Raw genomic sequence first — 22,130 nt, 5'->3', positions numbered from 1 at the left:
CTCGGGCCCTCCGCCTGGCGGGCCGTCTCTCCGCCTCGCCAGTCGGATGGGAGGCCGGCGGGCGTCCTGTGTCCTTTTTCATATGGTTCATCCTCCTTCTTCTAGGGCTTGTTTGAAAAAAGTCAACATGCCCAACCGGCGGGGCTTTTGCCCCCCCTGGACGGCGCAGTTTTTCCTTGAAATCCGCCAGGATTCCTGCGAAAAAATTGCTTGCCAGCGGCCCAAAATCCCTCGCTGCTGGACACATCGCCATTTTTCAAACAAGCCCTAGTACTCTACCAACAAGTTAGAAATTGCAGATTGGATTTCGAGCGGAATTTTTGCAGAACAAGGCAGAGGACGCCGGTGGGCTGACGCCCATCAAGGACGATAACGAAGGGATGCGGAAATTCCGCCGAAAGGCAAATGCAAGGTTCTGGCTTGGTGGAGTACTAGTGCTCCAGGGTTGATATGTTCATTATAGTCACCGGATGGATGGCTTGTCAAGGAGAGACGGCAGGAAAAAGTTATCGGTTGAGCTGGTGGATGCTCAGGCCCAGGGCGGCCTCGGCGGCCTCGGAGATGCCCTCGGAGAAGGTGGGGTGGGGGCGGACCACGGCGGAGAGTTCCTCCAGGGTGCGGCGCTCCGCCACAGCAGTGGTGAAGGCCCCCACCAGGTCGGTGGCCCGCTCACACAGGAGCTGGGCCCCCAGCACCACCCCGGTGCCGGCGTGGCTGACCACCTTGATAAAGCCCCGGCCGGCCCCGGCGATGAGGCTCCGGCCGTTGCCGCTCATGAGGTACTTGCCGGTCCGCACCGGGATGCCCTCCTCCTTGCACCGGGCCTCGGTTCTGCCCACCGAGGCCAGCTCCGGCTGGGTGTAGACGCAGGCGGGGATGGCCGAGAGGTTCATGGGGGGCTCCCGCCCGGCCATGAGGCTCACGGCGTTGATCCCCTGGGCGGAGGCGGCATGGGCCAGCTGGATGCTCCCCGCCGCCGCGTCCCCCACAGCATAGACGCCGGGGAGGCGGGTCTGGAAGCGCTCGTTCACCGGGATGGCCCCCCGTTCCAGCCCCAAGTCCACCCCGGGGGCGCACAGGCCCTCAGTGTTGGCCCGCCGGCCGGTGGCCGCCAGCACGGCGTCGGAGACCACGACCTCCTGCCGCCCCTTGAGGGTGTAGCTGCACCGGAGGCCCTCCTCCGTCCGCTCCACGCGCTCCACGGCGGCGCCGGGGCACAGCTTCACCCCCCGTTTTTTCAAAAACATGCCCAGGCTCTGGGAGAGCTCCTTGTCCAGGGTGGGCAGGATGCGCTCGGCAGCCTCCAGGACAGTGACCTCCGCGCCCAGGGCGCTGTAGAGACTGGCAAACTCCATGCCGATGACCCCCCCGCCGATGATGGTCAGCCGGGGGTAGAATGCCTCCCCGGTGAGCAGGTCGTCGCTGGTGAGGACCCCCGGGAGGTCCAGGCCGGGGATGGGGGGCAGCGCGGGCCGGGCCCCAACGGCCAGGAGGATATTTCTGGCCTCATGGAGGGTCTCCCCCACCCGGACCCGGCCGGAGCCCTCCAAAACGGCGGAGCCGGCGAGCACCTCCACCCCGTTGCCCTTCAGGAGGCCCTGGACGCCGGTGCAGAGCTGGTCCACCACCTGGTCCCGGCGGGCACACATGGCGGCGTAGTCGAAGCCCACCTCCCCGGCCCGGAGGCCGAAGGCGCCGCAGGAGCGCATCTCCTGGTAGAGCCCGGCGCTGTGGAGCAGGGCCTTGGTGGGGATACAGCCCCGGTTGAGGCAGGTACCCCCCACCGCCTCCCGCTCGATGAGGGCGGTCTTGAGGCCCAGCTGGGCGGCCCGGATGGCGGCAGCATACCCGCCGGGGCCTCCGCCCACCACAATGAGGTCCAGGCTCATGGCTGGACCTCCGGCGGGCGGTACCGCAGGACGGGGTGGCGGGCGGCCTGGACTTCATCGGGCCGTCCGATGGGGGTGGTCACCGGGGCGGCGTGGAGGGCGGCGGGGTCGGTGTCCGCCTGGGCCCGGATGGCCTTGAGCACCGCTGCGGCGTGGTCCAGGGTCTCCCGGGACTCGGTCTCGGTGGGCTCGAACATCAAGGCCTCCTCCACGATGAGGGGGAAGTACATGGTGGGGGGGTGGATGCCCTGGTCGATCAGGGCCTTGGCCACGTCCAGGGCGGAGACCCCCGTCTCCTTTTTCAGCTTCTCCAGGGTGAGCACAAACTCGTGCATACAGGGGCCCTCTCCGTAGGCGATGTCGTAGGTCCCCCGGAGCTGCTCCCGGAGGTAGTTGGCGTTGAGCACCGCCCCCTGGGCGGCCTGGGGGATGCCCTCCGCCCCCAGGGTGAGGAGGTAGGCCAGGGCCTTGACCACCACGGTGAAGTTGCCGCAGAAGGCCTTGACCCGGCCGATGGTCTTCTCCGGGTCCCGGAGCTCCAGGCCCCGGGGGCCCTCCTCCACATACCCGGCGGGCAGGTAATCCCGGAGGAAGTCCTTACAGCCCACGGGGCCGGAGCCCGGTCCGCCCCCGCCGTGGGGGGTGGAGAAGGTCTTGTGGAGGTTCAGGTGAACCAGGTCGAAGCCCATGTCCCCGGGCCGGACCACCCCCATCACGGCGTTGAGGTTGGCCCCGTCGTAGTAGCACAGTCCCCCGGCGTCGTGGACGATCTGGGTGATTTCCAGAATGTTGGGGTCAAAGAGGCCCAGGGTGTTGGGATTGGTGAGCATCAGGGCGGCGGTATCCGGCCCGGCGGCGGCCCGCAGGGCCTCCAGGTCCACCCCGCCCTGGGGGTTGGAGGGCACGTTCACCACAGTGAAGCCGCACATGGCGGCCGAGGCCGGGTTGGTGCCGTGGGCGGAGTCGGGGGCCAGAATTTTGGTGCGGCCGGCATCCCCCCGGTCCAGGTGGTATTTCTTCACCATCAGCAGGGCGGTCAGCTCCCCGTGGGCCCCGGCGGCGGGCTGGAAGGTCATGGCGTCCATGCCGGTGATCTCGCACAGCAGCTCCTCCGCCAGGCGCAGGACCTTCAGACAGCCCTGGACATCCGCCGGGTCCTGGCTGGGGTGGACCCCGGCGAAGCCCGGCAGGGCGGCGAGCTCCTCGTGGAGCCTGGGATTATATTTCATGGTGCAGGAGCCCAGGGGGTAAAAGCCGTTGTTGACCCCGTGGGCCCGGCGCTCCAGGGCGGAATAGTGCCGGGAGAGCTCCACCTCGGAGAGCTCCGGCAGGTCCAGAGGGGCCTCCCGGCCCATGCCCTCCATCAGATGGGCGGGGGGCACGTCCAGGGGGGGCAGCAGGTCGCAGCCCCGGCCCTTCCGGCTCTTTTCAAACAGCAGTTCCACTTTATACCACCTCCCGCAGGGCTTGCTCCAGGGCGTCGATTTCGCCCTTTGTGTTGACCTCTGTGGCGCACCACAGCAGGTTGCCGTCCTCCAGGGGGAGCCCCCCCAGAATGCCCCGCCGGGCCAGGCCCTCCAGCACCCGGGCCGGGTCTCCGGGACAGGTGGTGACGAACTCGTGGAAGTAGGGCCCCGGATAGACCAGGTCGAAGCCCCTCACGGCGCAGATGCGCTCGGCGGCGTACCGGGCGTGGGCCATACAGCGCTCGGCGGCCTGCCGGAGGCCCCGGGGCCCCATGGCGGCCAGGTATACGGCGGCGGTCATGGCGCACAGGGCCTGGTTGGAGCAGACGTTGGAGGAGGCTTTTTCCCGGCGGATGTGCTGTTCCCGGGCCTGAAGGGTCAGGACGTAGGCCCGGCGGCCCTGGTGGTCTGTGGTCTCCCCCACGATGCGGCCGGGGAGCTTCCGGGCCAGGGCGGAGGTGGCGGCCATAAAGCCCAGATAGGGCCCGCCGAAGCTCAGGGGGAGGCCCAGGGGCTGGCCCTCTCCCACGGCGATGTCGGCCCCGCACTCCCCCGGGGTCTTGAGGAGGGCCATGGCGATGGGGTTGACCCCCATGATGAATTTGCCTCCAGCGGCGTGGACGGCCTCCCCCAGCGCCCGGGCCGCCTCGATGCGGCCGTAGTAGTTTGGCTGCTGGAGGTAGAAGCAGGCCACGGTGCCGTCCAGCATCTGGGCCAGGGCCTCCGCGTCGGTGAAACCGTTCTTTGTGGGCACCGTCTTCACCGTCATGCCGTTTCCGAAGCAGTAGGTCTCCACCGTCCGGCGGACCATGGGGTGGGCGGCGGCGGAGAGCAGCACGGTGCTGCGCTTCCGGTCCCGGCACATGGCCACAGCCTCGGCGGCGGCGGAGGCCCCGTCGTAGACCGAGGCGTTGGAGGCGTCCAGGCCGGTGAGGGCGCAGATCATGGTCTGGTACTCAAAGATGGACTGGAGCACCCCCTGGGAGAGCTCGGCCTGATAGGGGGTGTAGGCAGTGACGAAGGTCTCCTTGCTGGCGACGCTCTTGACGATGGCGGGGATGTAGTGACGGTAGGCCCCCGCCCCCCGGAAGACGGCGGGGAAGACGGTATTCCCGGCGGCCAGGCCCTCCAGGATGCGCCGGACCTCCAGCTCGCTTTTGCCCTCCGGAAGGTCCAGCTTCTCCAGGCGCATCTCCGGGGGCACCTGGGCGTAGAGCGCCTCAATGCTGCGGCAGCCGATGGCCTCCAGCATGGCCCGGCGCTCCTCAGCGGTGGACGGCAGATAGCCTCCCATGGCGCTTCCCTCCTTTCTGTGTTCCGCAGCCCATGGTCAGTCCTCCTGGGCGCACAGAGCCTGGTAGGCGGCGGCGTCCAGGAGCTCCTCCTGGCCGGTGATTCCCTCCACCTCCACCAGCCAGGCGCCGTAGGGGTCGGCGTTGATGGACTCGGGGGCGTCCAGCAGGTCCTCATTGACGGCCTTCACCGTGCCGGTCACCGGGCTGTAGATGTCGGAGACGGCCTTCACCGACTCCACATCCCCCAGGGTCTCGCCGCAGGTGAGGGCGTCCCCCACCTCCGGAAGGTTGACGAAGACCAAATCTCCCAGGGCCTCCTGGGCGTGGTCCGTGAGGCCCACCTTGGCGGTGCCGTCACCGGCAAAGAGAACCCACTCGTGGGATTTGGTATAGCGCAGATGCTCCGGGGTATTCATGACAAAAAACCTCCTTCAAATCATCAATAGACCAGTGGTTGTGCGTTTCACTGCTTGTAGAAGGGCAGATCCACCACTTTGCAGGGGACCCGGCGGCCCCGGACGTCCACCTCCACCGCCGTTCCAAGGGCGGCGTCCTCCGGAGAGAGGTAGGCCATGGCGACGGCCTTTCCCAGGAAGGGGGCGTGGGTGCCGGAGGTGGTCTGTCCCGCCAGCCGGTCCCCGATGTAGATGTCCTGGTGCTCCCGGACGATACCCCGGCCTGTGACCTCCAGGCCCACCCGGGTCCGCTGGAGGGGCAGCCGGGCCTCCAGGCCCGCCTTCCCCACAAAGTCAGGCTTGCCCAGCTTCACGGCGAAGTCCAGCCCGGCCTCCAGGGGGCCGATATCCTCGGTGAGCTCGTGGCCGTAGAGGGGCATGGCGGCCTCCAGCCGGAGGGTGTCCCTGGCCCCAAGGCCGCAGGGAAGGAGTCCCAGGTCCCGGCCGGCCTCCAGCAGCAGATCCCACAGCTTTTCCGCACCGGCGTTGGCGCAGTAGAGCTCATAGCCCAGCTCTCCGGTGTACCCGGTGCGGGAGATCAGGCACGGAACCCCAGAGACATCCGCCTCCCGGACGAAGCTGTAGTACTTCTTGGGCAGGGTCTCCTCCGGCAGGAGCCGCAGGAGGATTTCCTTGGCCCTGGGTCCCTGGAGGGCCACCTGGGCCAAGGAGTCGGAGCGGTCCTCCATCTGGCAGTCCCCAGTGAGGCGGGCGGCCATCCAGGCGGCGTCCTTCTCCCGGTTGGCGGCGTTGACCACCACCAGATAGACCCCCTCCCGGACCTTGTAGACGATGAGATCGTCCACACAGCCCCCGGATTCGTTACACATGGGGGAGTAGCGGACCTGTCCGTCGTACATGTTGGTGAAGTCGTTGGTGAGCAGGTGGTTGAGGTTGTCCAGGGCGTCAGGGCCGGTGAAGACCAGCTCCCCCATATGGGAGACGTCAAAGAGCCCGGCGGCGGTGCGGACGGCCATGTGCTCGGCGATGACCCCGGCGGGGTACTGCACCGGCAGGAGATAGCCGGCAAAGGGGACGATCTTTCCCCCCAGGGCCACATGGCGGTCATAGAGCGGCGTCTTTCTTTCCATTCGGCATCCCTTCTTTCTCACAAAAATGGAATCGGTAGGACCAAAACAGGCAGACGGAGGCGCACCAAAAAAAGGCGCGCCTCCGTCTGTTTACCTGAAAGATTCTCCGCCCCACTTCCGGGACAGGTTGCTTCTTCGGTCCGCCGGGGCCGGTGGCCCCTTTGGTCTTCGGAGTTCCGTCCGGCATCGGTACGTTTGCCTGAGAGTTTCTTGCCAAGCCCCTTCGGCGCCGCAAGCGCGGTCTCTCCCGATGCCATCATCCGCCGGTTCACTTTTCCAACCCCAGTATAACCCACCCGGCGGCATTTTGCAAGGGCGGATTTTTCCCCAACGCATATCCCCGGCCCGGGGCCCATACGCTTGGAAAAAGGAGGTGTCCACGCTGACCTTTTCCGGCTTTCTCGCCCAGCTCTCCGACCCAAGCTTCCGGCTGGTGGTTCTGCTGACCCTGGGGGTCCTCCTGGTCAACGGCTGGACCGACGCCCCCAACGCCATCGCCACCACCGTCTCCTCCGGGACCCTCTCCTACCCCTCCGCCGTGGCCCTGGCGGCGGGGTGCAATCTCCTGGGGGCGGCGGTCACCGCCGCCCTCCGTCCCGCCGTGGCCTGGAGCATCTACAGTCTGGCCGACTTCGGCCCTCGGCCTGGGGCTGCTCTGTGCGCCCTGTGCGCCGCCCTGGGGTCTGTGGTGCTGTGGGCCGCGGCGGCCTGGGTCCTTGGCATCCCCACCAGCGAGAGCCACGCCCTGGCGGCTGCCCTCACCGGAGCCGCTGCCGCCCTGGGCGGGGGACTCTCCAACGTCAACGGGCGGGTGTGGGCCGGCCTGCTGTGGGGGCTGATCCTCTCGGTGGGGCTGGGCTTCCTGCTGGGCCGGAGGCTGGGGCGGCTCCGAACCCGGCGGCGGGGGGCCGCCTTCTACCGCCGGGCCCAGGCCGCCGGAGCCGCAGCCATGGCCTTCCTCCACGGGGCCCAGGACGGGCAGAAGTTCCTGGGGGTCTTCCTCCTGGGGACCGCCCTGGCCCAGGGCCAGCGGGAGAGCGGCCCCATGGCTCTCCCCTTCTGGCTCCTGGCCCTGTGCGCCCTCACCATGGCCCTGGGCACCTGCCTGGGGGGGCGGCGCATCCTGGACACCCTGGGCCGGGACATGGTCCGCCTGGACCCCCGGCAGGGCTGCCGGGCCGACCTGGCCGGGGGGATCTGCCTGCTGCTGTGCACCCTGCTGGGCCTCCCTGTCTCCACCACCCACGCCAAGACCGCCGCCATGCTGGGGGTGGGGTCCGCCGGGGGCTCCGCCGGCTGGCGGACGGCCCGGGCCATTGGCCTGACCTGGCTGCTCACCTTCCCCGGCTGCGCCCTGCTGGGCTTTCTCCTGGCCAAAGTCCTTCTTCGCTTCTAGGGCTTGTTTGAAAATTGGCGATGTGTCCGGCAGCGAGGGATTTTGGGCCGCTGGCAAGCAATTTTGACCCAGGAATCCTGGCGGATTGCAAGGAAAAATTGCGCCGTCCAGGGGGCAAAAGCCCCGCCGGTTGGGCATGTTGACATGTTTCAAACAAGCCCTAGCGCTCCATCCGGTCAGAATCTTACATTCGCGCCTGGGCAGGCTGAGCGTCTGAGCCCCAGTGCGCACCCAGAGGCAAGACAAGTTTGAAACCCCCTTTTCATCCGTCGAAAAAACGTATATAATGACAAAAGCGCCCCGGTTAGGGGCCCATCTGATACGACGGAGGAACGACCATTATGGAGAGACTTGTGGGCACAGTATCCAGGGGCATCCGCGCCCCCATCATCCGGGAGGGGGACGACATCGCCCAGATTGTTGTGGACAGCGTGCTGGCCGCGGCGGAGCAAGGGGGCTTTTCTCTGGGGGACCGGGACGTGGTGGCCGTCACCGAGGCCGTGGTGGCCCGGGCCCAGGGCAACTACGCCACCGTGGACCAGATTGCCGCCGATGTGCGGGCCAAATTCGGCGGACACACCGTGGGCGTGGTCTTTCCCATCCTCAGCCGCAACCGCTTTGCTATCTGCCTGCGGGGCATCGCCACCGGGGCCAAAAAGCTGGTGCTTCTGCTCAGCTATCCCGCCGACGAGGTGGGCAACCATCTGGTGGACCTGGACCTGGTGGAGGAGAAGGGGGTGGACCCCTTCCGGGACGTCCTCAGCGAGGCCCGGTACCGGGACCTTTTCGGCTTCCCCAAGCACGTTTTCACCGGCGTGGACTACCTAGCCTACTACAAGGAGCTTATCCAGACCTGCGGCTGTGAGGTGGAGGTGGTGCTGGCCAACGACTGCCGGGCCGTTCTGGACTACACCCAGCACGTCCTCTGCTGCGACATCCACACCCGGGCGCGTTCCAAGCGCCTGCTCAAACAGGCCGGGGCCGCGCAGGTGCTGGGCCTGGACGAGCTTCTGACCGCCCCGGTGGAGGGCAGCGGCTATAACGAGGCCTACGGCCTTCTGGGCAGCAACAAGGCCACTGAGGACAAGGTCAAGCTCTTCCCCCGGGACTGCCGGCGGGTGGTGGAGGACATCCAACAAAAGCTGGAGGCCCGGACCGGGGCCCATGTGGAGGTCATGATCTACGGCGACGGCGCCTTCAAAGACCCGGTGGGGAAGATCTGGGAGCTGGCCGACCCAGTGGTCTCCCCCGCCTACACCGCCGGGCTGGAGGGCCAGCCCAGCGAGGTCAAGCTCAAGTACCTGGCGGACAACGAGTTCGCCCACCTCTCCGGCGAGGCCCTGCGGGAGGCCGTCTCCGACTATATCCGCCACAAGGACGCCGACCTGGTGGGGCAGATGGTCTCCCAGGGCACCACGCCCCGCCGCCTCACCGACCTCATCGGCTCCCTGTGTGACCTCACCTCCGGAAGCGGCGACAAGGGTACGCCCATTGTCCTGGTCCAGGGCTACTTTGACAACTACACAAAATAGGGGAAACAGAGGCAGGGCGCCGGAGGATGTTCCGGCGCCCTGGCGCGTCTATGGGTTCTTCGGGAAGGTTCTTACTGCTCCGGCAGATAGATCAGCGGGTCCACGCTCTCCCCGTCCTGGATCATCTCCAGGTGGAGATGGGGGGCCCGGGCCAGCTCGGCCACGGCGGTGGTGCCAATGGCCCCGATGACGTCTCCGGCGTCCACATGATCCCCCGCCTCCACCGTGGGGATCTCCCCCAGGTTGGCGTAGACGCTGGAGAGACCCTGGGCGTGGGCGATGGTCACGGTGGTTCCCATGAGGTCGTCCTGCTCCACGCTGGCCACGGTGCCGGCGGCGGCGGCCATCACCTGGGTCCCCACGGGGGCGGCGATGTCCACGCCGGAGTGGGTGCGCCAGTCGCCCATGGTCTCGTCATAGGCCAGCACCTCCAGAGACCAGTCGGCCACCACCTGGCCCCGGACGGGCCAGACAAAGATGGAGACCGTGGGAGTGGCCTCAGGGGTGGGCTCCGGCGTGGGCGACGGCGCGGCCGGGGCCGAGGGCTCCGGCGTGGCCGAGGGACGGACCGAGGGCGAGGGCGCCGGGTTCACCGACGGCTTCACCGCCTGTACGGTGGGAGAGGGGGTGACCACCACCTGGGTGGGCGCCGCCACGGCGGCGTCCCCGCCCCCCAGGTCCAGAGAGGAAAAGAGATAATAGCCCGAAATTCCGATTGCGGCGACGCAAAGGAACAGGACTATGTAGAAGCCCTTCCCCTCCATAAAGTCGCCGAGCCGTTCCAGCATCGGTTTCTTTTTCATCGTTAGCCTCCATGTTCACAATTCAAAATGGCGGAGGGCCGGCGGTCTTGTCCTCCGAACCGCTCCACCCCTATTGTGGACATCTCTCTGGGCTTTTATACCGTATCATTCCACTTTTTCTTTTTTTATCCTTACGCGGATGGTTTGGACCCCGGCGGGGGCTGTCCGGCCGGATTCCGTCCGGTCTGGGGGGGGCGGCACGTCCCACCGGAAAACCGGGAAGCCCCGCCGCAGAACGCGGCGGGGCTTCCTTGGGGAAAATGGCAGGTTTTGTCCTGTTGCGAAGAATCAAACGGAGTTTAGGCGTTGACAGACTCCACGATGGCGGTGGCCAGGGTGTCCAGCTCCACAGCCTTGCTGTCGTTGAGGGCGGAGGCCAGGCTCAGACGCTCGTTGAGGACGGTCATGTTCTTCATTTCCTCGTCCACGAACTTCTGCATCAGGTCCCCGGACTTGCAGGCCCAGGAGCCGTTCTCGATGATGGCGAAGGTCCGGTGCTGGAGGTTCAGGGCCTTGAGGTGCATCAGATAGTCGTGCATGACGGGGTAAATGCCCAGGTTATAGGTGACGCTGGCCAGAACGATGTGGCTCAGGCGGAAGGACTCGCTCACCAGCTGGGAGACATGGGTGTTGGACACGTCGTAAACCCACACGTTGGTGACGCCCTTCTCGCAGAGCTTGGAGGCCAGGGCCTGAGCGGCGGCCTCGGTGTTCCCGTACATGGAGGCATAGGCGATCATCACACCCTTCTCCTCGGGCTCGTAGCGGCTCCACTTGTCGTACTTGCCGATGAAGTACATCAGGTCCTTCCGCCACACGGGACCGTGAAGGGGGCAGATGTACTTGATCTGGTCCAGAATGCCGCTGGCCTTCCCCAGCAGGAGCTGGACGTGAGGGCCGTACTTGCCCACGATGTTGGTGAGGTAGCGCCGGGCGTCGTCGATCCAGTCCCGGTCAAAGTTCACCTCGTCGGCGAAGAGCTTGCCGTCCAGAGCGCCGAAGGAGCCGAAGGCGTCGGCGGAGAAGAGGACGCCGTTGGTGGTGTCGAAGGTCACCATGGCCTCGGGCCAGTGGACCATGGGGGCGGCCACAAAGGTGACCACATGCTTGCCGAAGGACTGGGTATCCCCCTCCTTCACCTCGATGAGCTCGTGGCTGTCCACATGGAAGCCGAACTGCCGCATGAGCATGAAGGACTTCTCGGTGGAGATGACCTTCACCTCCGGCCAGCGGATGAGGATCTCCTCGATGGAGGCGCCGTGGTCGGGCTCCATGTGGTTGATGACCAGGTAGTCCAGGGGCCGGCCGTCCAGCAGATGCTCGATGTTCTCCAGGAGCTGCCGGCAGACAGACCAGTCCACCGTATCAAAAAGGGCGGTCTTCTCGTCCAGGAGCAGGTAGGAGTTGTAGCTCACCCCCCGGGGAATGGGGTGGATGTTCTCGAAGAGGTGGAGCCGGTGGTCGTTGGCCCCCACCCAGTAGAGGTCTTCCGTCACATTACGCACACAGTACATGGTCGCTTCCTCCTTTACGCTTCAATAAACATGTCCTTGCCCTCGGCGCACTCGGGGCAGACCCAGTCCTCAGGCAGGCTCTCGAAGAGGGTGCCGGGGGCGATCTCAGCGTCCTCGTCGCCCAGCTCGGGGATGTACTCATAGCCGCAGCCGCCGCAGACATACCGCTTGCCGATGGGCTCGGGCTTGGGCGGAGTGGGGCGCTTCATCTTCACCATGGGCGGAGCGGGCTGCTTCTCCCCGGTGTCCAGGGCCTTGGCCAGCAGGGGCAGGATCTCATTGACATCCCCCACAATGCCGTAGTCGCAGTTCTTGAAGATGGGGGCCCCGGCGTTCTTGTTGATGGCCACAATGGTGGAGGCATCCTTGATGCCCTTGAGGTGCTGCACCGCGCCGGAAATGCCGCAGGCGATGTAGAGGTTGCCGGTGAACTTCTGGCCGGACATGCCCACATAGCGGTCCAGGGTGACATACTTGAGGGTCTCGGCCACCGGGCGGGAGGAGCCCACGGCGGCGCCGGCGGCCCGGGCCAGGTCCTCGATGAGCTTCATGTTCTCCTTGCTCCCGATGCCCTGTCCGGCGGAGACCACCCGTTCGGCCCGGGGAATGGGGGTGTCCATGGGGATGCCCACAGTGAAGTCGTAGCCGTCCTTCTGGAGGCAGGCCACCAGCTCGGCCACCTTCTCCTCCGCAGAGCCCTCCCGGAGGATGTGCTTCTTGCGGATGCCGGTGATGGGAGCGGGCTTCTTGGGCCGGCTGGAGGAGCCGCCCTCGCTCTTGGGGGGCTTGCCCATGATGTGGGAGGCGATGACCACACGCTGAATCTCGTTGGTGCCCTCGTAGATGGTGGTGATCTTGGCGTCCCGGTAGGCCCGCTCCACCTCCATGCCCTTCATGAAGCCGGCGCCGCCGTGGATCTGCAGGGCGTCGTTGGTAACCTCCAGGGCGATGTCGGAGGCGTACATCTTGGCCATGGCGGCCTCCATGGCGTAGGGCTCATGGTGCTCCTTGAGCTCGGCGGCGGAGTAGACCAGGAACCGGGCGCAGCGCAGCTTGGTGGCCATGTCGGCCAGCTTGAAGGAGATGGACTGCTGGAAGCCGATGGGCTTGCCGAACTGGATGCGCTCCTTGGCATACTCCACAGCGGCGTCGTTGGCCCCCTGGGCGATGCCCAGAGCCTGGGAGGCGATGCCGATGCGCCCGCCGTCCAGAGTGGCCATGGCGATCTTGAAGCCGTCGCCCTCCTTGCCCAGCAGGTTCTCCTTGGGCACCTTCACGTCGTTGAAGATGAGCTCGGCGGTGGAGGAGGAGCGAATGCCCATCTTGTCGTAGTGGTCGCCGAAGTCAAAGCCCTTCCAGCCCTTCTCCACGATGAAGGCGGAGATGCCCCGGGTGCCGATGTCGGGGGTGGTGACGGCGAAGACCACATAGGTGTCCGCCTTGGGGGCGTTGGTGATGAAGATCTTGCCGCCGTTGAGGAGGTAGTAGTCCCCCTTGTCCACTGCGGTGGTCTCGGTGCCGCCGGCGTCGGAGCCGGCGTTGGGCTCGGTGAGGCCGAAGGCGCCGATTTTCTCACCCTTGGCCAGGGGCACCAGGTACTTTTGCTTCTGCTCCTCGGTGCCGAAGGCGAAGATGGGCCAGGAGCCCAGGGAGACATGGGCGGAGAGGATGACGCCGGTGCCGCCGTCTACCCGGGAGAGCTCCTCCACGGCGATGGCATAGCTGAGCACGTCCAGCCCCGCGCCGCCGTACTCCTTGGGATAGGGGATGCCCATGAGCCCCAGCTCGGCCATTTTATGCACCGCGTCATCGGGGAACTGGTTCTCCTTGTCCAGGAGGAAAGCGATGGGCTTTACCTCCGTTTCGGCAAAGGCTCTCACCTTGGCCCGGAACTCCTCGTGCGCCTGGGTCGTCTTGAAATACATGCCGTTACCTCCTTTTTTATCTGCCAACGATATGGATGAAGGTGATTCGCTTTATGGGGAGAAAAGAAATCCTCAAGGGGAGGGGACTTGGGCGGGCCCGAAGATCAGGCTGTGGAGGTCGTGGGTCCGCAGCGCCTCGTCCAGCCGCGCCTGGACCTGGGCCAGGCCGCAGTGGATGGCGCAGCCGCCGTGAGCCTCCCGCCAGGGACAGGGATAGCCGGGCTCCATACAGGCGACGATGCCGGCGTCCTCCTCCATGGCAGTCATGAGGTCGTAGAGCGAGACCTGCCGCAGGTCGGCCGCCAGGCGGCAGCCGCCGTCGGCCCCCCGGGTGATGGTGACCAGCCCGCCCCGGCTGAGCTTCTTAATGATCTTGTAGGCGAACTGCCTGGGTACCAGCTGTCCGGCGGCGATCTCCCCCGCCGTGCGCTGCTGGCCGTCCGAGAGGGCCCGCAGTACCCGCAGGGCGTAATCCGTCTCCCGTGTGATGAGTACCATGGCCGCCCCCCCTCTCTTGGACCTAATCATACCGAATCTGGACCGGAAAAGTCAAGTTAAACTTGACCAATTTGATACAGTTTTACCCTTTCCACAAAAACCGGGGCTGTTATTTATGAAAAACGCTCATTGATCTCCCAAAAAACAGGACCTATATTTGTAGAAAACGCCCCCGAACCGGCAGTCCGGGGGCGGGACGGGTCAGGGGCAGGCGGCCCACAGGTCCTCTGGGTAGAGGCCCGCCGCCGTTTTTTCGGCCAGAGCCCGGACCACCGCCGGCTTATCCGCCTGGTAGGTGACGCCGTACCAGCGCTCCCGGCTGCGGAGGACCTTCACCCGGGCCTGGCCCTCCCGGATGAGGGCGCTCACCACGCTGGGGAGGAAGTACTCCCCCTTGAGGGGGTCGGCGGCCAGGGTCTGGTCCAGGAAGGCGGGGAAGCGGGCCAGGGCCTGGTCCAGGAAGCTCCGGGGGAACCCCCACAGGTTCATGGACACCAGAGCGTCCCCAGGGAGGGAGGTCCAGGTGGCGCCGCCGTCGGCGGTGGAGCGGGCGTTTGCCCCATCCTTTTCGATGTGGGTGTGCTCGGTGACGCTGGCCAGGTAGTGATCGGCGGTCTCCCGGCAGATCCCCCGGGAGACGCTGCCGTGCGCAGTGACGGTGTTCTCCAGGAGATAGGCCACCAGGGCGTACTCCTCTGGGCGCACACCGCCGGGATGGGCGGCGAGAAAGCGGTAGATCTCCCCAAACGCCTCGGGGCCGTAGTAGTCGTCGGCGTTGAGGACGGCGAAGGGGCCGTCCACCTGCCGCCGGGCGGCCAGGACGGCGTGGCAGGTGCCCCAGGGCTTGACCCGGCCCTCCGGCACGGCGTAGCCCTCCGGCAGGTCCTCCAGCCGTTGGAAGGCGTAGCGCACCTCCATGGCCCGGGCGAGCCGGTCCCCGATGCCGGCGCAGAAGGCGGCCTTGTGCTCCTCCTTGATGACGAAGACCACCGTTTCAAAGCCCGCCCGCCGGGCGTCATAGAGGGAGTAGTCGAGGATGAGCTGGCCGTGGCCCCCCACGGGGTCCAGCTGCTTGAGGCCGCCGTAGCGGCTGCCCATGCCGGCGGCCATCACCACCAGGACTGGTTTTTCCATCTGTCCAACCTCACTTTTTCCAGGCTCGGAGAGGGGCCCTCTCCGGCGGGGATTTGGCTGCTTCGGAGCCCGCCGCTGGAGGGCCCCGGAACATCGTACCACAGGGGAGTCGGAGATGCAAGGCGGAGCGGGCGTATGTTTTGACTGGGAGGGGAAAGCATGGTATAATGGCCCCTGCGAAACGCGATTTACAAATGGGAGGCGCTTCCATGAAGCTCATGGTCATCGACGGCAATTCCATCATCAACCGGGCCTTTTACGGGGTTCGGATGCTTACCACCCGGGACGGTACACCCACCAACGCCGTCTACGGCTTCCTCACCATTCTGCAAAAGCTCCTGGAGGAGGAGAAGCCGGAGGCGCTGTGCGTCTGCTTTGACCGAAAGGCCCCCACCTTCCGGCACCTGACCTACGAGGGCTACAAGGCCCAGCGCAAGGGGATGCCCGACGAGCTGGCCGTTCAAATGCCCATCCTGAAAGATGTGCTGGACGCCATGAACATCCCCCGCTTTGAGCTGGATGGCTGGGAGGCCGATGACCTTTTGGGCACCATCTCGGTGCGGGACACCGCCGCCGGGTGGGAGACCGTCATCGTCACCGGGGACCGGGACGCCCTCCAGCTCATCACCGACACCGTCCGGGTGAAGCTGGTGAGCACCCGTATGGGCCAGACCACCGAAAAGGACATGACCCCGGAGACCTTCCGGGAACAGTACGGCTTCGAGCCCATCCACATCATCGACCTCAAGGCCCTGATGGGGGACGCCAGCGACAACATCCCCGGGATCAAGGGCATCGGGGAGAAGACCGCCATGGCCCTGGTGCAGCTCTACGGCTCCATCGACCATCTCTATGACCATATGCCGGACATCTGCATCGCCCCCAGCACCCCCGCCAAGCCCGGCGTTGTCAAGAAGCTGGCGGAGGGGGAGGAGACGGCCCGGCTGTCCTACGGCCTGGCCACCATCCGCACCGACGCCCCCGTAGCGTTTTCCCCGGAGGACGCCCGGCAGCGGGAGCCAGACGGCCCCGCCCTCTACCAGCTCCTCCTGAAGCTGGAGTTTGCCAAGCTTATCGACAAGCTGGGTCTCAAGGCCCCCCAGGGAGAGGTCCCGGCGGAGGCGGGAACGGCCCCCGGCGCCGTCTCCGGCGAGGTGGTGGAGGACCCGGCCCGGGCCGGGGCGCTGCTGGACCTCTGGCGGAGCCAGGAGAGTGTGGACCTGCTGGCCCTGCCGGGCCTGGACGCGGTGTGCGTGTCCTGGCGGGAGGAGGGGGCCCTGGGCCGGGCCGCCGTCCTCCGGGCCGATACGCTGGCCAATTACAGCCAGGTGCTGGAGGAACTCCTGGGCGCCGGCATCCGAAAGAACACCCACGACCTCAAGACCCTGCTCTCCCGGCTGCTGAGGGCGGGCCTCCGTGGGGAAGCCTTCGTCTTTGACACCGCCGTGGCCGCCTACCTCCTGGCCCCCACCGACGGCAGCTACGACCTGGAGAAGCTGGGGCTGACCTACTTTAACCGAGAATTCCCCAAGGCCAAGGACACCTATCTGGCCCCGGACGCCTTCGCCCCCCTGGCCGGCGGGGAGGGGTCCCTGGAGGCCCTCATGAGCCACACCGCCCTCATCGGGGCCCTGAAAGGGGTATTGGCCCCCCGGCTGGTGGAGCTGGGGATGCACAAGCTCTGCTATGAGGTGGAGCTCCCCCTGTGCCCCGTCCTGGCCGAAATGGAGCAGGAGGGCTTCCTGGTGGACCGGAAGGCCCTGTCGGCCTTTGGGGAGATGCTCACCCAGGGCATCGCCGGGGACCAGGCCCGGATCTACGAGCTGGCGGGGGAGGCCTTCAACATCAACTCCACCCAGCAGCTGGGGCGTATTCTCTTCGACAAGCTGGGGCTGCCCCCGGTGAAGAAGACCAAGACGGGCTATTCCACCAGCGCCGAGGTGCTGGAGAAGCTCCGGGGCCGGCACCCCATTATCGAGGCCATTCTGGACTACCGGCAGCTCTCCAAGCTCCAGTCCACCTATGTGGAGGGCCTCACCAAGGTCATCGCCCCCGACGGGCGCATCCACACCAGCTTTCAGAACACCGTCACTGCCACCGGGCGGCTGAGCTCCGCCGAGCCCAACCTCCAGAACATCCCGGTCCGCACCGCGCTGGGGGCCGAGCTGCGGAAGATGTTCGTGGCCCCGCCGGGCTGCAAGCTGGTGGACGCCGACTACTCCCAGATCGAGCTGCGGCTGCTCTCCTGCATCTCCGGGGACGAAGCCATGCAGGCCGCTTTTCGGAGCGGGGAGGACATCCACACCGTCACCGCCTCCCAGGTCTTCGGGGTGCCGCTGGAGGCGGTGACCCACGAGATGCGCCGCCGGGCCAAGGCGGTGAATTTTGGCATCGTCTACGGCATCTCCGACTTCTCCCTGGCCCAGGACATCGGGGTTACCCGAGCCGAGGCCCGGGCGTATATGGACAAGTACCTGGAGACCTACCACGGGGTCCGGGACTATATGAAGGCGGTGGTGGAAAAGGCCCGGGAGGACGGCTATGTCTCCACCCTGCTGGGCCGGCGCCGCTGGCTGCCGGAGCTCAAATCCTCCAACTTCAATACCCGCTCCTTCGGCGAGCGGGTGGCCCTGAATATGCCCATCCAGGGCACCGCCGCCGACCTCATCAAGCTGGCCATGATCCACGTCCGGGACCGGCTGGCACGGGAGGGCCTGGAGGCCCGGCTGGTGCTCCAGGTCCATGACGAGCTCATTGTGGAGTGTCCAGACGCCGAGGTGGAGCAGGTGAAGGCCCTGCTGACCCAGGAGATGGAGGGGGTCCTGGACCTGCCGGTACCCATGCGGGCCGATTCCGCCGCCGGCCAGAGCTGGGCCGAGGCCAAGGAGTAGGACGGCAGCCTGGAGTCTTGGAAAGGGCGCCGCAGGAAGTGCAGGGGGATTGGCTCTTTCAGCCCCAAACCCCTGCACCTGAACAAAGCCGAAAGCCTTGTTTTTCAAGGCTTTCGGCTTTGTTCTGTACGCATTGCCATAGGCGCCGGCAGGTCCCGGAGCGCCTCCAGGGAAATGGGGCGCTCCAGGGTGGCGGTGGGAGAGACGGCCTCCCCCTCCCAGACGGGGAAGAGCAGAACCAGGTCGGTCTCGGTGAGGTAAAAGCCGTCTGTTGTAAAGGTTTCCGCATCGTAGGTCCGGCCGGAGCCGTCTGGACCGGACGCCTCCTCCAGGAGGTCCAGCAGAGCGGGGCGGAATTCCTCCACCGGGACCTGGAAGAGGTCCTCCAGGGTGAGGGCGCTGCCGGTCTCCAGGTCATAGAGGGCGCCGGAGACCGTGACGGCCGGCTCCCCCGCCAGCTGTTCTCTGCGTTCATAGCGGAGGCTGAGGAGGTTGTCGCACCGCTGGACGGTAAAGCCGCTCTCCACGGCGTAGTCTCCCCCGGGCTCCAGCCCCGGCACACCCCAGTATTCCCGACCCTGTTGCAGCCACGCCTCCCCCTGGGCAGCGAAGGTCTCATTCAGGCTCTGCCAGACGGCGTTGTCTCCGGCGTTCTCTATCAACGGCATGACAAAGCGCAGGGAGACCACCACGCCCTCCGGGGTCTCCGCGTGGGACTCCTCACCGGCGTAGTTCCGCTGGAATACCTGTTCTCCCCACACAGGGTCGGTCCCGGCGGCAGGCGAGGGCCCTGGGCTGCCGGTCTCCGGCGGCGTGGTCTGCCGGTGGGAGCGGAGATGCCAGTCCTCCCCGTCCCGCTGAAAGACCACCTCCCAGCGGGTCCCGTCCCCGGCCGTCTCGGTCCACAGCCGGGCGGTCTCCCCGTCGCTCTCGCCCCCTGCGCAGAGGAATTCTCCGGGGCCAAAGTCGCTGGTGAAGGTGTAGTAGGCGTCGTAATCCTCCAGGTAGAGCACCCCGTCTGTGCTTTGCAGGTCTTCCGTGGTGACGCCCGCCCATTCCTCCAGGGTGGCGTCCACCGAGCTGCGGAGGATGCGGTGAACTGGCACCGGCAGGTCGGAGGGGCTGGTCCACCGCCCACTGGCGTACGCCTCCGCAAAGAACGCTCCGGGGAGGGCGGCCAGGGCCGCAAATTCCTCCTGATCCGCGTCTTCCAGGTATCCGTCACCGGGGCAGTAGGACAGGAAGGCCGCGAAGTCCAGCTCCGTCACGTCATCGTATGCGCTGAGAAAGAAGCCGTTCCAGGGCGCGGCCCGGACGGTACCGCCCTCCTGCACCATGGCGGCGAAGGCGTCATTGGCCCGGTCAATCTCCGCCTGGGTCAGAGGGACGGGCCCCTCTGCGGACAGGCCGCAGGCCCCCAGGGTCAGGCACAGGCAGAGGACGATTGGAACCATCAGCCGGTGTTTCATGGGTTTTCCCACCTTTCCTGATATCATTCTACCAAATGGAACCGCCGAAAACGTTACAGGGCGGTGTCTTTTGGGCAACAGAGACGTGACAGTCTCTTATTCCGCTGTCCGGGTGATAGAGAAGGTCTGGGAAAAGGTCTGCTCCTCTCCCTCTACAGGGACAAGATAGGCGTCCCCGACGACCTCGTAGCCGCTATACGCCGTCTCATTGGTGACGGTGAGGCCGGCCACGGTAAAGGTTCCGTCCTCAAAGGGAGCCCCCATGCGGGCGGACGCCTCCCCCACCAGGCTCAGCCAGTTCAGGAGGCCGGCCTCCGGCTGAGCCGCCAGCATGGCCAGGAGGGCGGCGGTCTGCTGGGTCTCCGCCCCGCTCCCAAAGAGGTCCGGCGGGGTGTGGTACAGGAAGGAGAGTCCGGTAAGGGTACCATCCACGGCGGTGGTATAGCGGAAGCTGGGGGGCGGCCCGTCCAGATCGAGGACCCCCTCCGGCGTCACCCACTGCCCTGCCGGGTCCAGGGTGAGGCTGCTGAACTCATACTGCCGGATGATGTCGTTGTAGTTCCGGGCGAAGCCGGCCACCGTCAGGCCGCTCCGCACCGGGGGCATGGTCAGATTGACCGTGACCAGAGCGGCCAACCCCAAATCCAGGGCCGCCGCGGCCAGCCAGATCGCCCCCCGCCAGGGCTTGGCGTCCCGGAGGGTGTAGGCCAGCCCCTCGTCCCAGGGCAGCACCTCCCCATCGGCGCAGGCCCGGTAGTTTTTATAATTACGGTAGAGGTTATAAAAGGGGATGCCATAGCCCTCCCCGCAGCGGAAGAGACTCCCCAGGCGGCGGACAGCCTCCCAGAAGGTGAGCTTCCCCCCGGCGGCATTACGGACCCGCAGGCCGAAAATCCATTTCCCCGGGGTGGTTCCCCAGGTGGAGAGCAGCAGGGGCTCCGCCAGAAACTGGAGGCCCCAGATCAAATAGTTCTGGAACAGCTCCCAGAGGAGCCCCTCCCCCGGCCGCCAGCGCAGAACCAGGGACGGCAGACCCAGAACCAGGAGGGTGAGCAGGGCCCGGTCCAGGGTCCGGGCGAGGAACCGCCGCCAGGGGCAGGGGGCGAAGGGGAGGCTGTCGGCGGCGGGGGGCTGGAGCCAGACCCCCGCCCGCTCCAGCCGGGAGAGTTCTTCCAGGTATGGCCTCGCCTCCAGCTCCCGGTAGGCCACCCCCTCCCCCTCCAGGGTCCGGCACAGGGAGAGGGCGGCCTCCCGCTGCCGCCGCTCCCGGCGCAGCCGGTCCTCCTGGGCCCGGAGGGCGGCGGGGAGATCCAGGACCCCGGCCTGGAGGGCCTTGATGTCCTCCAGGGGAAGCCCCAGAGCCCGGAGGAGCTTGATGCGCCGCAGGGTCTCCAGGTCCTCCTCCGAGTAGTCCCGGTAGCCGTTGTCCAGCCGCTCCGGGGTGAGAAGCCCCTCCTTTTCATAAAAACGGATGCTGGACCGGGATAGCTCCAGGGCCGCCTCCAGCTGGGCGATGTGCATATGCCGACACCTCCTGTCGGGTCCAGTATAAGGGGTAATGCAGGTCTACAGTCAAGGCTTTTTCGCAAAAAAGCGGAAAACTCCCCAGAGGCGGCTGCCGGTCAAGGGCCGTCCGGCCTCCGCGCTGAGGCCGGAAAAACGAAAATAGAAATGGAGAATTCCAGCGTATAAGGGCGTATGAAGAAGAAAATAGGAGTTTTCATTTTATAAATCAAAAAAGTTCGGAAAATCCGTTGACACATCCTGGCATGTGGGTTATAATACAAAACGCTCCACGCCCCTCGCGTGGGGCGTCAGTTGTGTTCGGACCAAATTTCTCATAGAAGTACAAATTGGAGGTTAGACCATGTCCACTTTTATGGCCAACAAGGGCAACATCGTCCGCAAGTGGTACATTCTGGATGCGGCGGGCAAGCCCCTGGGCAAGACTGCCGCCACCGCTGCCACTCTGCTGCGCGGCAAGCATAAGCCAGAGTACACCCCGCACGCGGACTGCGGCGACTTCGTCATCATCATCAATGCCGAGAAGGCCGTCCTCACTGGCAAGAAGCTGGAGCAGAAGTACTACCGCACACACTCCGGATATCCCGGCGGCCTGCACGAGACCAAGTACCGCCTGCTGATGCAGAGCAAGCCCGAGCTGGCCATGCGGCTGGCCGTCCGCGGCATGATGCCCCGGAACATCATCACCAAGGACTCTCTCACCCGTCTGCGGATCTTCCGGGGCGCCGAGCACACCCATGCCGCCCAGAAGCCCGAGACCTGGACCCAGGAATAAGGAGGAAGTTGGAACATGTATAAGAGCAAGAAGCCCTATCACTACGGCACTGGCCGCCGGAAGTCCTCTGTGGCCCGGGTCCACCTCTTCCCCAATGGCACCGGCTCCATCACCATCAACGGCCGGGACATCGACGATTATTTCGGCCTGGAGACCCTGAAGCTCCTGGTCCGTCAGCCTCTGGTCACCACCGACACCGTGGGCAAGGTGGACATCGTGGCCACCGTTGTGGGCGGCGGCGTCACCGGCCAGGCCGGCGCCATCCGTCACGGCGTCTCCCGGGCCCTTCTCCAGATGAACGAGGAGTTCCGCCCCGCCCTGAAGTCCGCCGGCTTCCTTACCCGCGACCCGCGGATGAAAGAACGGAAAAAGTACGGCCTCAAGGCAGCACGTCGTGCTCCGCAGTTCAGCAAGCGCTGATTTCAGTTCAAAACAGCTCAAAAACCCCGAAACCATGCGGTTTTCGGGGTTTT

17 protein-coding genes and 1 riboswitch are annotated in these 22,130 nt (G+C 66.0%); of the genes, 5 read left to right on the top strand and 12 right to left on the bottom strand.

Going from position 1 to position 22,130, the window contains the following annotated elements:
- Nucleotides 1-506 precede the first annotated feature (506 nt).
- The 5 genes from lpdA to gcvT are packed head-to-tail and all read right to left on the bottom strand — an operon-like array spanning nucleotide 507 to nucleotide 6,196.
- On the bottom strand, nucleotides 507-1,889 hold the full coding sequence (lpdA, locus tag Q0K09_RS00085) for a dihydrolipoyl dehydrogenase (RefSeq protein WP_294471266.1): 1,383 nt from the start codon (nucleotides 1,887-1,889) through the stop codon (nucleotides 507-509).
- Nucleotides 1,886-3,334 (bottom strand): aminomethyl-transferring glycine dehydrogenase subunit GcvPB, encoded by a 1,449-nt coding sequence (gene gcvPB, locus Q0K09_RS00080; RefSeq protein ID WP_294471261.1) that lies wholly within the window; start codon nucleotides 3,332-3,334, stop codon nucleotides 1,886-1,888. The genes lpdA and gcvPB overlap by 4 nt, the downstream gene beginning before the upstream one ends.
- A 1-nt stretch (nucleotide 3,335) precedes the next feature.
- A complete protein-coding gene (gene gcvPA / locus Q0K09_RS00075) occupies nucleotides 3,336-4,649 on the bottom strand; it encodes an aminomethyl-transferring glycine dehydrogenase subunit GcvPA (RefSeq protein ID WP_294471258.1) in 1,314 nt (437 codons plus the stop codon).
- Nucleotides 4,650-4,685: 36 nt separating this feature from the next.
- On the bottom strand, nucleotides 4,686-5,066 hold the full coding sequence (gene gcvH / locus Q0K09_RS00070) for a glycine cleavage system protein GcvH (RefSeq protein ID WP_294471254.1): 381 nt from the start codon (nucleotides 5,064-5,066) through the stop codon (nucleotides 4,686-4,688).
- Between the two features lie 47 nt (nucleotides 5,067-5,113).
- Nucleotides 5,114-6,196 carry a glycine cleavage system aminomethyltransferase GcvT gene (gene gcvT / locus Q0K09_RS00065; RefSeq protein ID WP_294471252.1) on the bottom strand — a complete coding sequence of 361 codons (1,083 nt, stop codon included), beginning with the start codon at nucleotides 6,194-6,196 and terminating at the stop codon, nucleotides 5,114-5,116.
- Nucleotides 6,197-6,373: 177 nt separating this feature from the next.
- A riboswitch (glycine riboswitch) is annotated at nucleotides 6,374-6,456 on the bottom strand.
- Between the two features lie 113 nt (nucleotides 6,457-6,569).
- Here gcvT and Q0K09_RS00060 point away from each other — a divergent pair.
- The gene (locus Q0K09_RS00060) at nucleotides 6,570-7,592 is read left to right on the top strand and encodes an inorganic phosphate transporter (protein WP_365930988.1); all 1,023 of its coding nucleotides are present in this window, start codon (nucleotides 6,570-6,572) and stop codon (nucleotides 7,590-7,592) included.
- A 341-nt stretch (nucleotides 7,593-7,933) separates the two neighbouring features.
- Nucleotides 7,934-9,124: a coenzyme F420-0:L-glutamate ligase gene (locus Q0K09_RS00055; protein ID WP_294471249.1), complete on the top strand. Its 1,191-nt coding sequence runs from the start codon at nucleotides 7,934-7,936 to the stop codon at nucleotides 9,122-9,124.
- 71 nt (nucleotides 9,125-9,195) lie between these two features.
- On the opposite strand, the gene Q0K09_RS00050 is transcribed toward Q0K09_RS00055, so the two are convergent.
- The 5 genes from Q0K09_RS00050 to Q0K09_RS00030 form a co-directional block, all read right to left on the bottom strand.
- The gene (locus Q0K09_RS00050; RefSeq protein ID WP_294471247.1) at nucleotides 9,196-9,927 is read right to left on the bottom strand and encodes a M23 family metallopeptidase; all 732 of its coding nucleotides are present in this window, start codon (nucleotides 9,925-9,927) and stop codon (nucleotides 9,196-9,198) included.
- Nucleotides 9,928-10,226: 299 nt separating this feature from the next.
- A complete protein-coding gene (locus Q0K09_RS00045; protein ID WP_294471244.1) occupies nucleotides 10,227-11,441 on the bottom strand; it encodes an FprA family A-type flavoprotein in 1,215 nt (404 codons plus the stop codon).
- A 14-nt stretch (nucleotides 11,442-11,455) separates the two neighbouring features.
- The gene (locus Q0K09_RS00040; protein WP_294471242.1) at nucleotides 11,456-13,366 is read right to left on the bottom strand and encodes an acyl-CoA dehydrogenase family protein; all 1,911 of its coding nucleotides are present in this window, start codon (nucleotides 13,364-13,366) and stop codon (nucleotides 11,456-11,458) included.
- Nucleotides 13,367-13,438: 72 nt separating this feature from the next.
- Nucleotides 13,439-13,864, bottom strand: coding sequence for an Rrf2 family transcriptional regulator (locus tag Q0K09_RS00035; protein WP_294471239.1), 426 nt, complete (start codon nucleotides 13,862-13,864; stop codon nucleotides 13,439-13,441).
- A 201-nt stretch (nucleotides 13,865-14,065) separates the two neighbouring features.
- Nucleotides 14,066-14,998 (bottom strand): NTP transferase domain-containing protein, encoded by a 933-nt coding sequence (locus Q0K09_RS00030; protein ID WP_294471237.1) that lies wholly within the window; start codon nucleotides 14,996-14,998, stop codon nucleotides 14,066-14,068.
- 209 nt (nucleotides 14,999-15,207) lie between these two features.
- On the opposite strand from Q0K09_RS00030, the gene polA reads away from it, so the two are divergent.
- A complete protein-coding gene (gene polA / locus Q0K09_RS00025; protein WP_294471233.1) occupies nucleotides 15,208-17,889 on the top strand; it encodes a DNA polymerase I in 2,682 nt (893 codons plus the stop codon).
- A 104-nt stretch (nucleotides 17,890-17,993) separates the two neighbouring features.
- On the opposite strand, the gene Q0K09_RS00020 is transcribed toward polA, so the two are convergent.
- Nucleotides 17,994-19,358 carry a hypothetical protein gene (locus Q0K09_RS00020; protein WP_294471229.1) on the bottom strand — a complete coding sequence of 455 codons (1,365 nt, stop codon included), beginning with the start codon at nucleotides 19,356-19,358 and terminating at the stop codon, nucleotides 17,994-17,996.
- Nucleotides 19,359-19,454: 96 nt separating this feature from the next.
- Entirely contained in the window at nucleotides 19,455-20,879 is a 1,425-nt protein-coding gene (locus Q0K09_RS00015; RefSeq protein WP_294471226.1) for a MerR family transcriptional regulator, read from the bottom strand.
- Nucleotides 20,880-21,225: 346 nt separating this feature from the next.
- Here Q0K09_RS00015 and rplM point away from each other — a divergent pair, with 346 nt between their 5' ends.
- Nucleotides 21,226-21,657 carry a 50S ribosomal protein L13 gene (rplM, locus tag Q0K09_RS00010; RefSeq protein ID WP_294471223.1) on the top strand — a complete coding sequence of 144 codons (432 nt, stop codon included), beginning with the start codon at nucleotides 21,226-21,228 and terminating at the stop codon, nucleotides 21,655-21,657.
- Between the two features lie 15 nt (nucleotides 21,658-21,672).
- Nucleotides 21,673-22,077: a 30S ribosomal protein S9 gene (gene rpsI, locus Q0K09_RS00005; RefSeq protein ID WP_294471220.1), complete on the top strand. Its 405-nt coding sequence runs from the start codon at nucleotides 21,673-21,675 to the stop codon at nucleotides 22,075-22,077.
- Nucleotides 22,078-22,130: the final 53 nt, after the last annotated feature.

This window comes from uncultured Intestinimonas sp., assembly GCF_944387725.1.
Lineage (GTDB): Bacteria > Bacillota > Clostridia > Oscillospirales > Oscillospiraceae > Intestinimonas.
This window is presented reverse-complemented; position numbering and strand designations above follow the sequence as displayed.

Excerpts from the sequence above, each read along its gene's own strand:
- lpdA (WP_294471266.1), bottom strand. The coding sequence starts at position 1,889 with ATGAGCCTGGACCTCATTGTGGTGGGCGGAGGCCCCGGCGGGTATGCT.
- gcvPA (WP_294471258.1), bottom strand. The coding sequence starts at position 4,649 with ATGGGAGGCTATCTGCCGTCCACCGCTGAGGAGCGCCGGGCCATGCTG.
- gcvH (WP_294471254.1), bottom strand. The coding sequence starts at position 5,066 with ATGAATACCCCGGAGCATCTGCGCTATACCAAATCCCACGAGTGGGTT.
- gcvT (WP_294471252.1), bottom strand. The coding sequence starts at position 6,196 with ATGGAAAGAAAGACGCCGCTCTATGACCGCCATGTGGCCCTGGGGGGA.
- Q0K09_RS00055 (WP_294471249.1), top strand. The coding sequence starts at position 7,934 with ATGGAGAGACTTGTGGGCACAGTATCCAGGGGCATCCGCGCCCCCATC.
- Q0K09_RS00050 (WP_294471247.1), bottom strand. The coding sequence starts at position 9,927 with ATGAAAAAGAAACCGATGCTGGAACGGCTCGGCGACTTTATGGAGGGG.
- Q0K09_RS00045 (WP_294471244.1), bottom strand. The coding sequence starts at position 11,441 with ATGTACTGTGTGCGTAATGTGACGGAAGACCTCTACTGGGTGGGGGCC.
- Q0K09_RS00040 (WP_294471242.1), bottom strand. The coding sequence starts at position 13,366 with ATGTATTTCAAGACGACCCAGGCGCACGAGGAGTTCCGGGCCAAGGTG.
- Q0K09_RS00035 (WP_294471239.1), bottom strand. The coding sequence starts at position 13,864 with ATGGTACTCATCACACGGGAGACGGATTACGCCCTGCGGGTACTGCGG.
- Q0K09_RS00030 (WP_294471237.1), bottom strand. The coding sequence starts at position 14,998 with ATGGAAAAACCAGTCCTGGTGGTGATGGCCGCCGGCATGGGCAGCCGC.
- polA (WP_294471233.1), top strand. The coding sequence starts at position 15,208 with ATGAAGCTCATGGTCATCGACGGCAATTCCATCATCAACCGGGCCTTT.
- Q0K09_RS00020 (WP_294471229.1), bottom strand. The coding sequence starts at position 19,358 with ATGAAACACCGGCTGATGGTTCCAATCGTCCTCTGCCTGTGCCTGACC.
- Q0K09_RS00015 (WP_294471226.1), bottom strand. The coding sequence starts at position 20,879 with ATGCACATCGCCCAGCTGGAGGCGGCCCTGGAGCTATCCCGGTCCAGC.
- rplM (WP_294471223.1), top strand. The coding sequence starts at position 21,226 with ATGTCCACTTTTATGGCCAACAAGGGCAACATCGTCCGCAAGTGGTAC.
- rpsI (WP_294471220.1), top strand. The coding sequence starts at position 21,673 with ATGTATAAGAGCAAGAAGCCCTATCACTACGGCACTGGCCGCCGGAAG.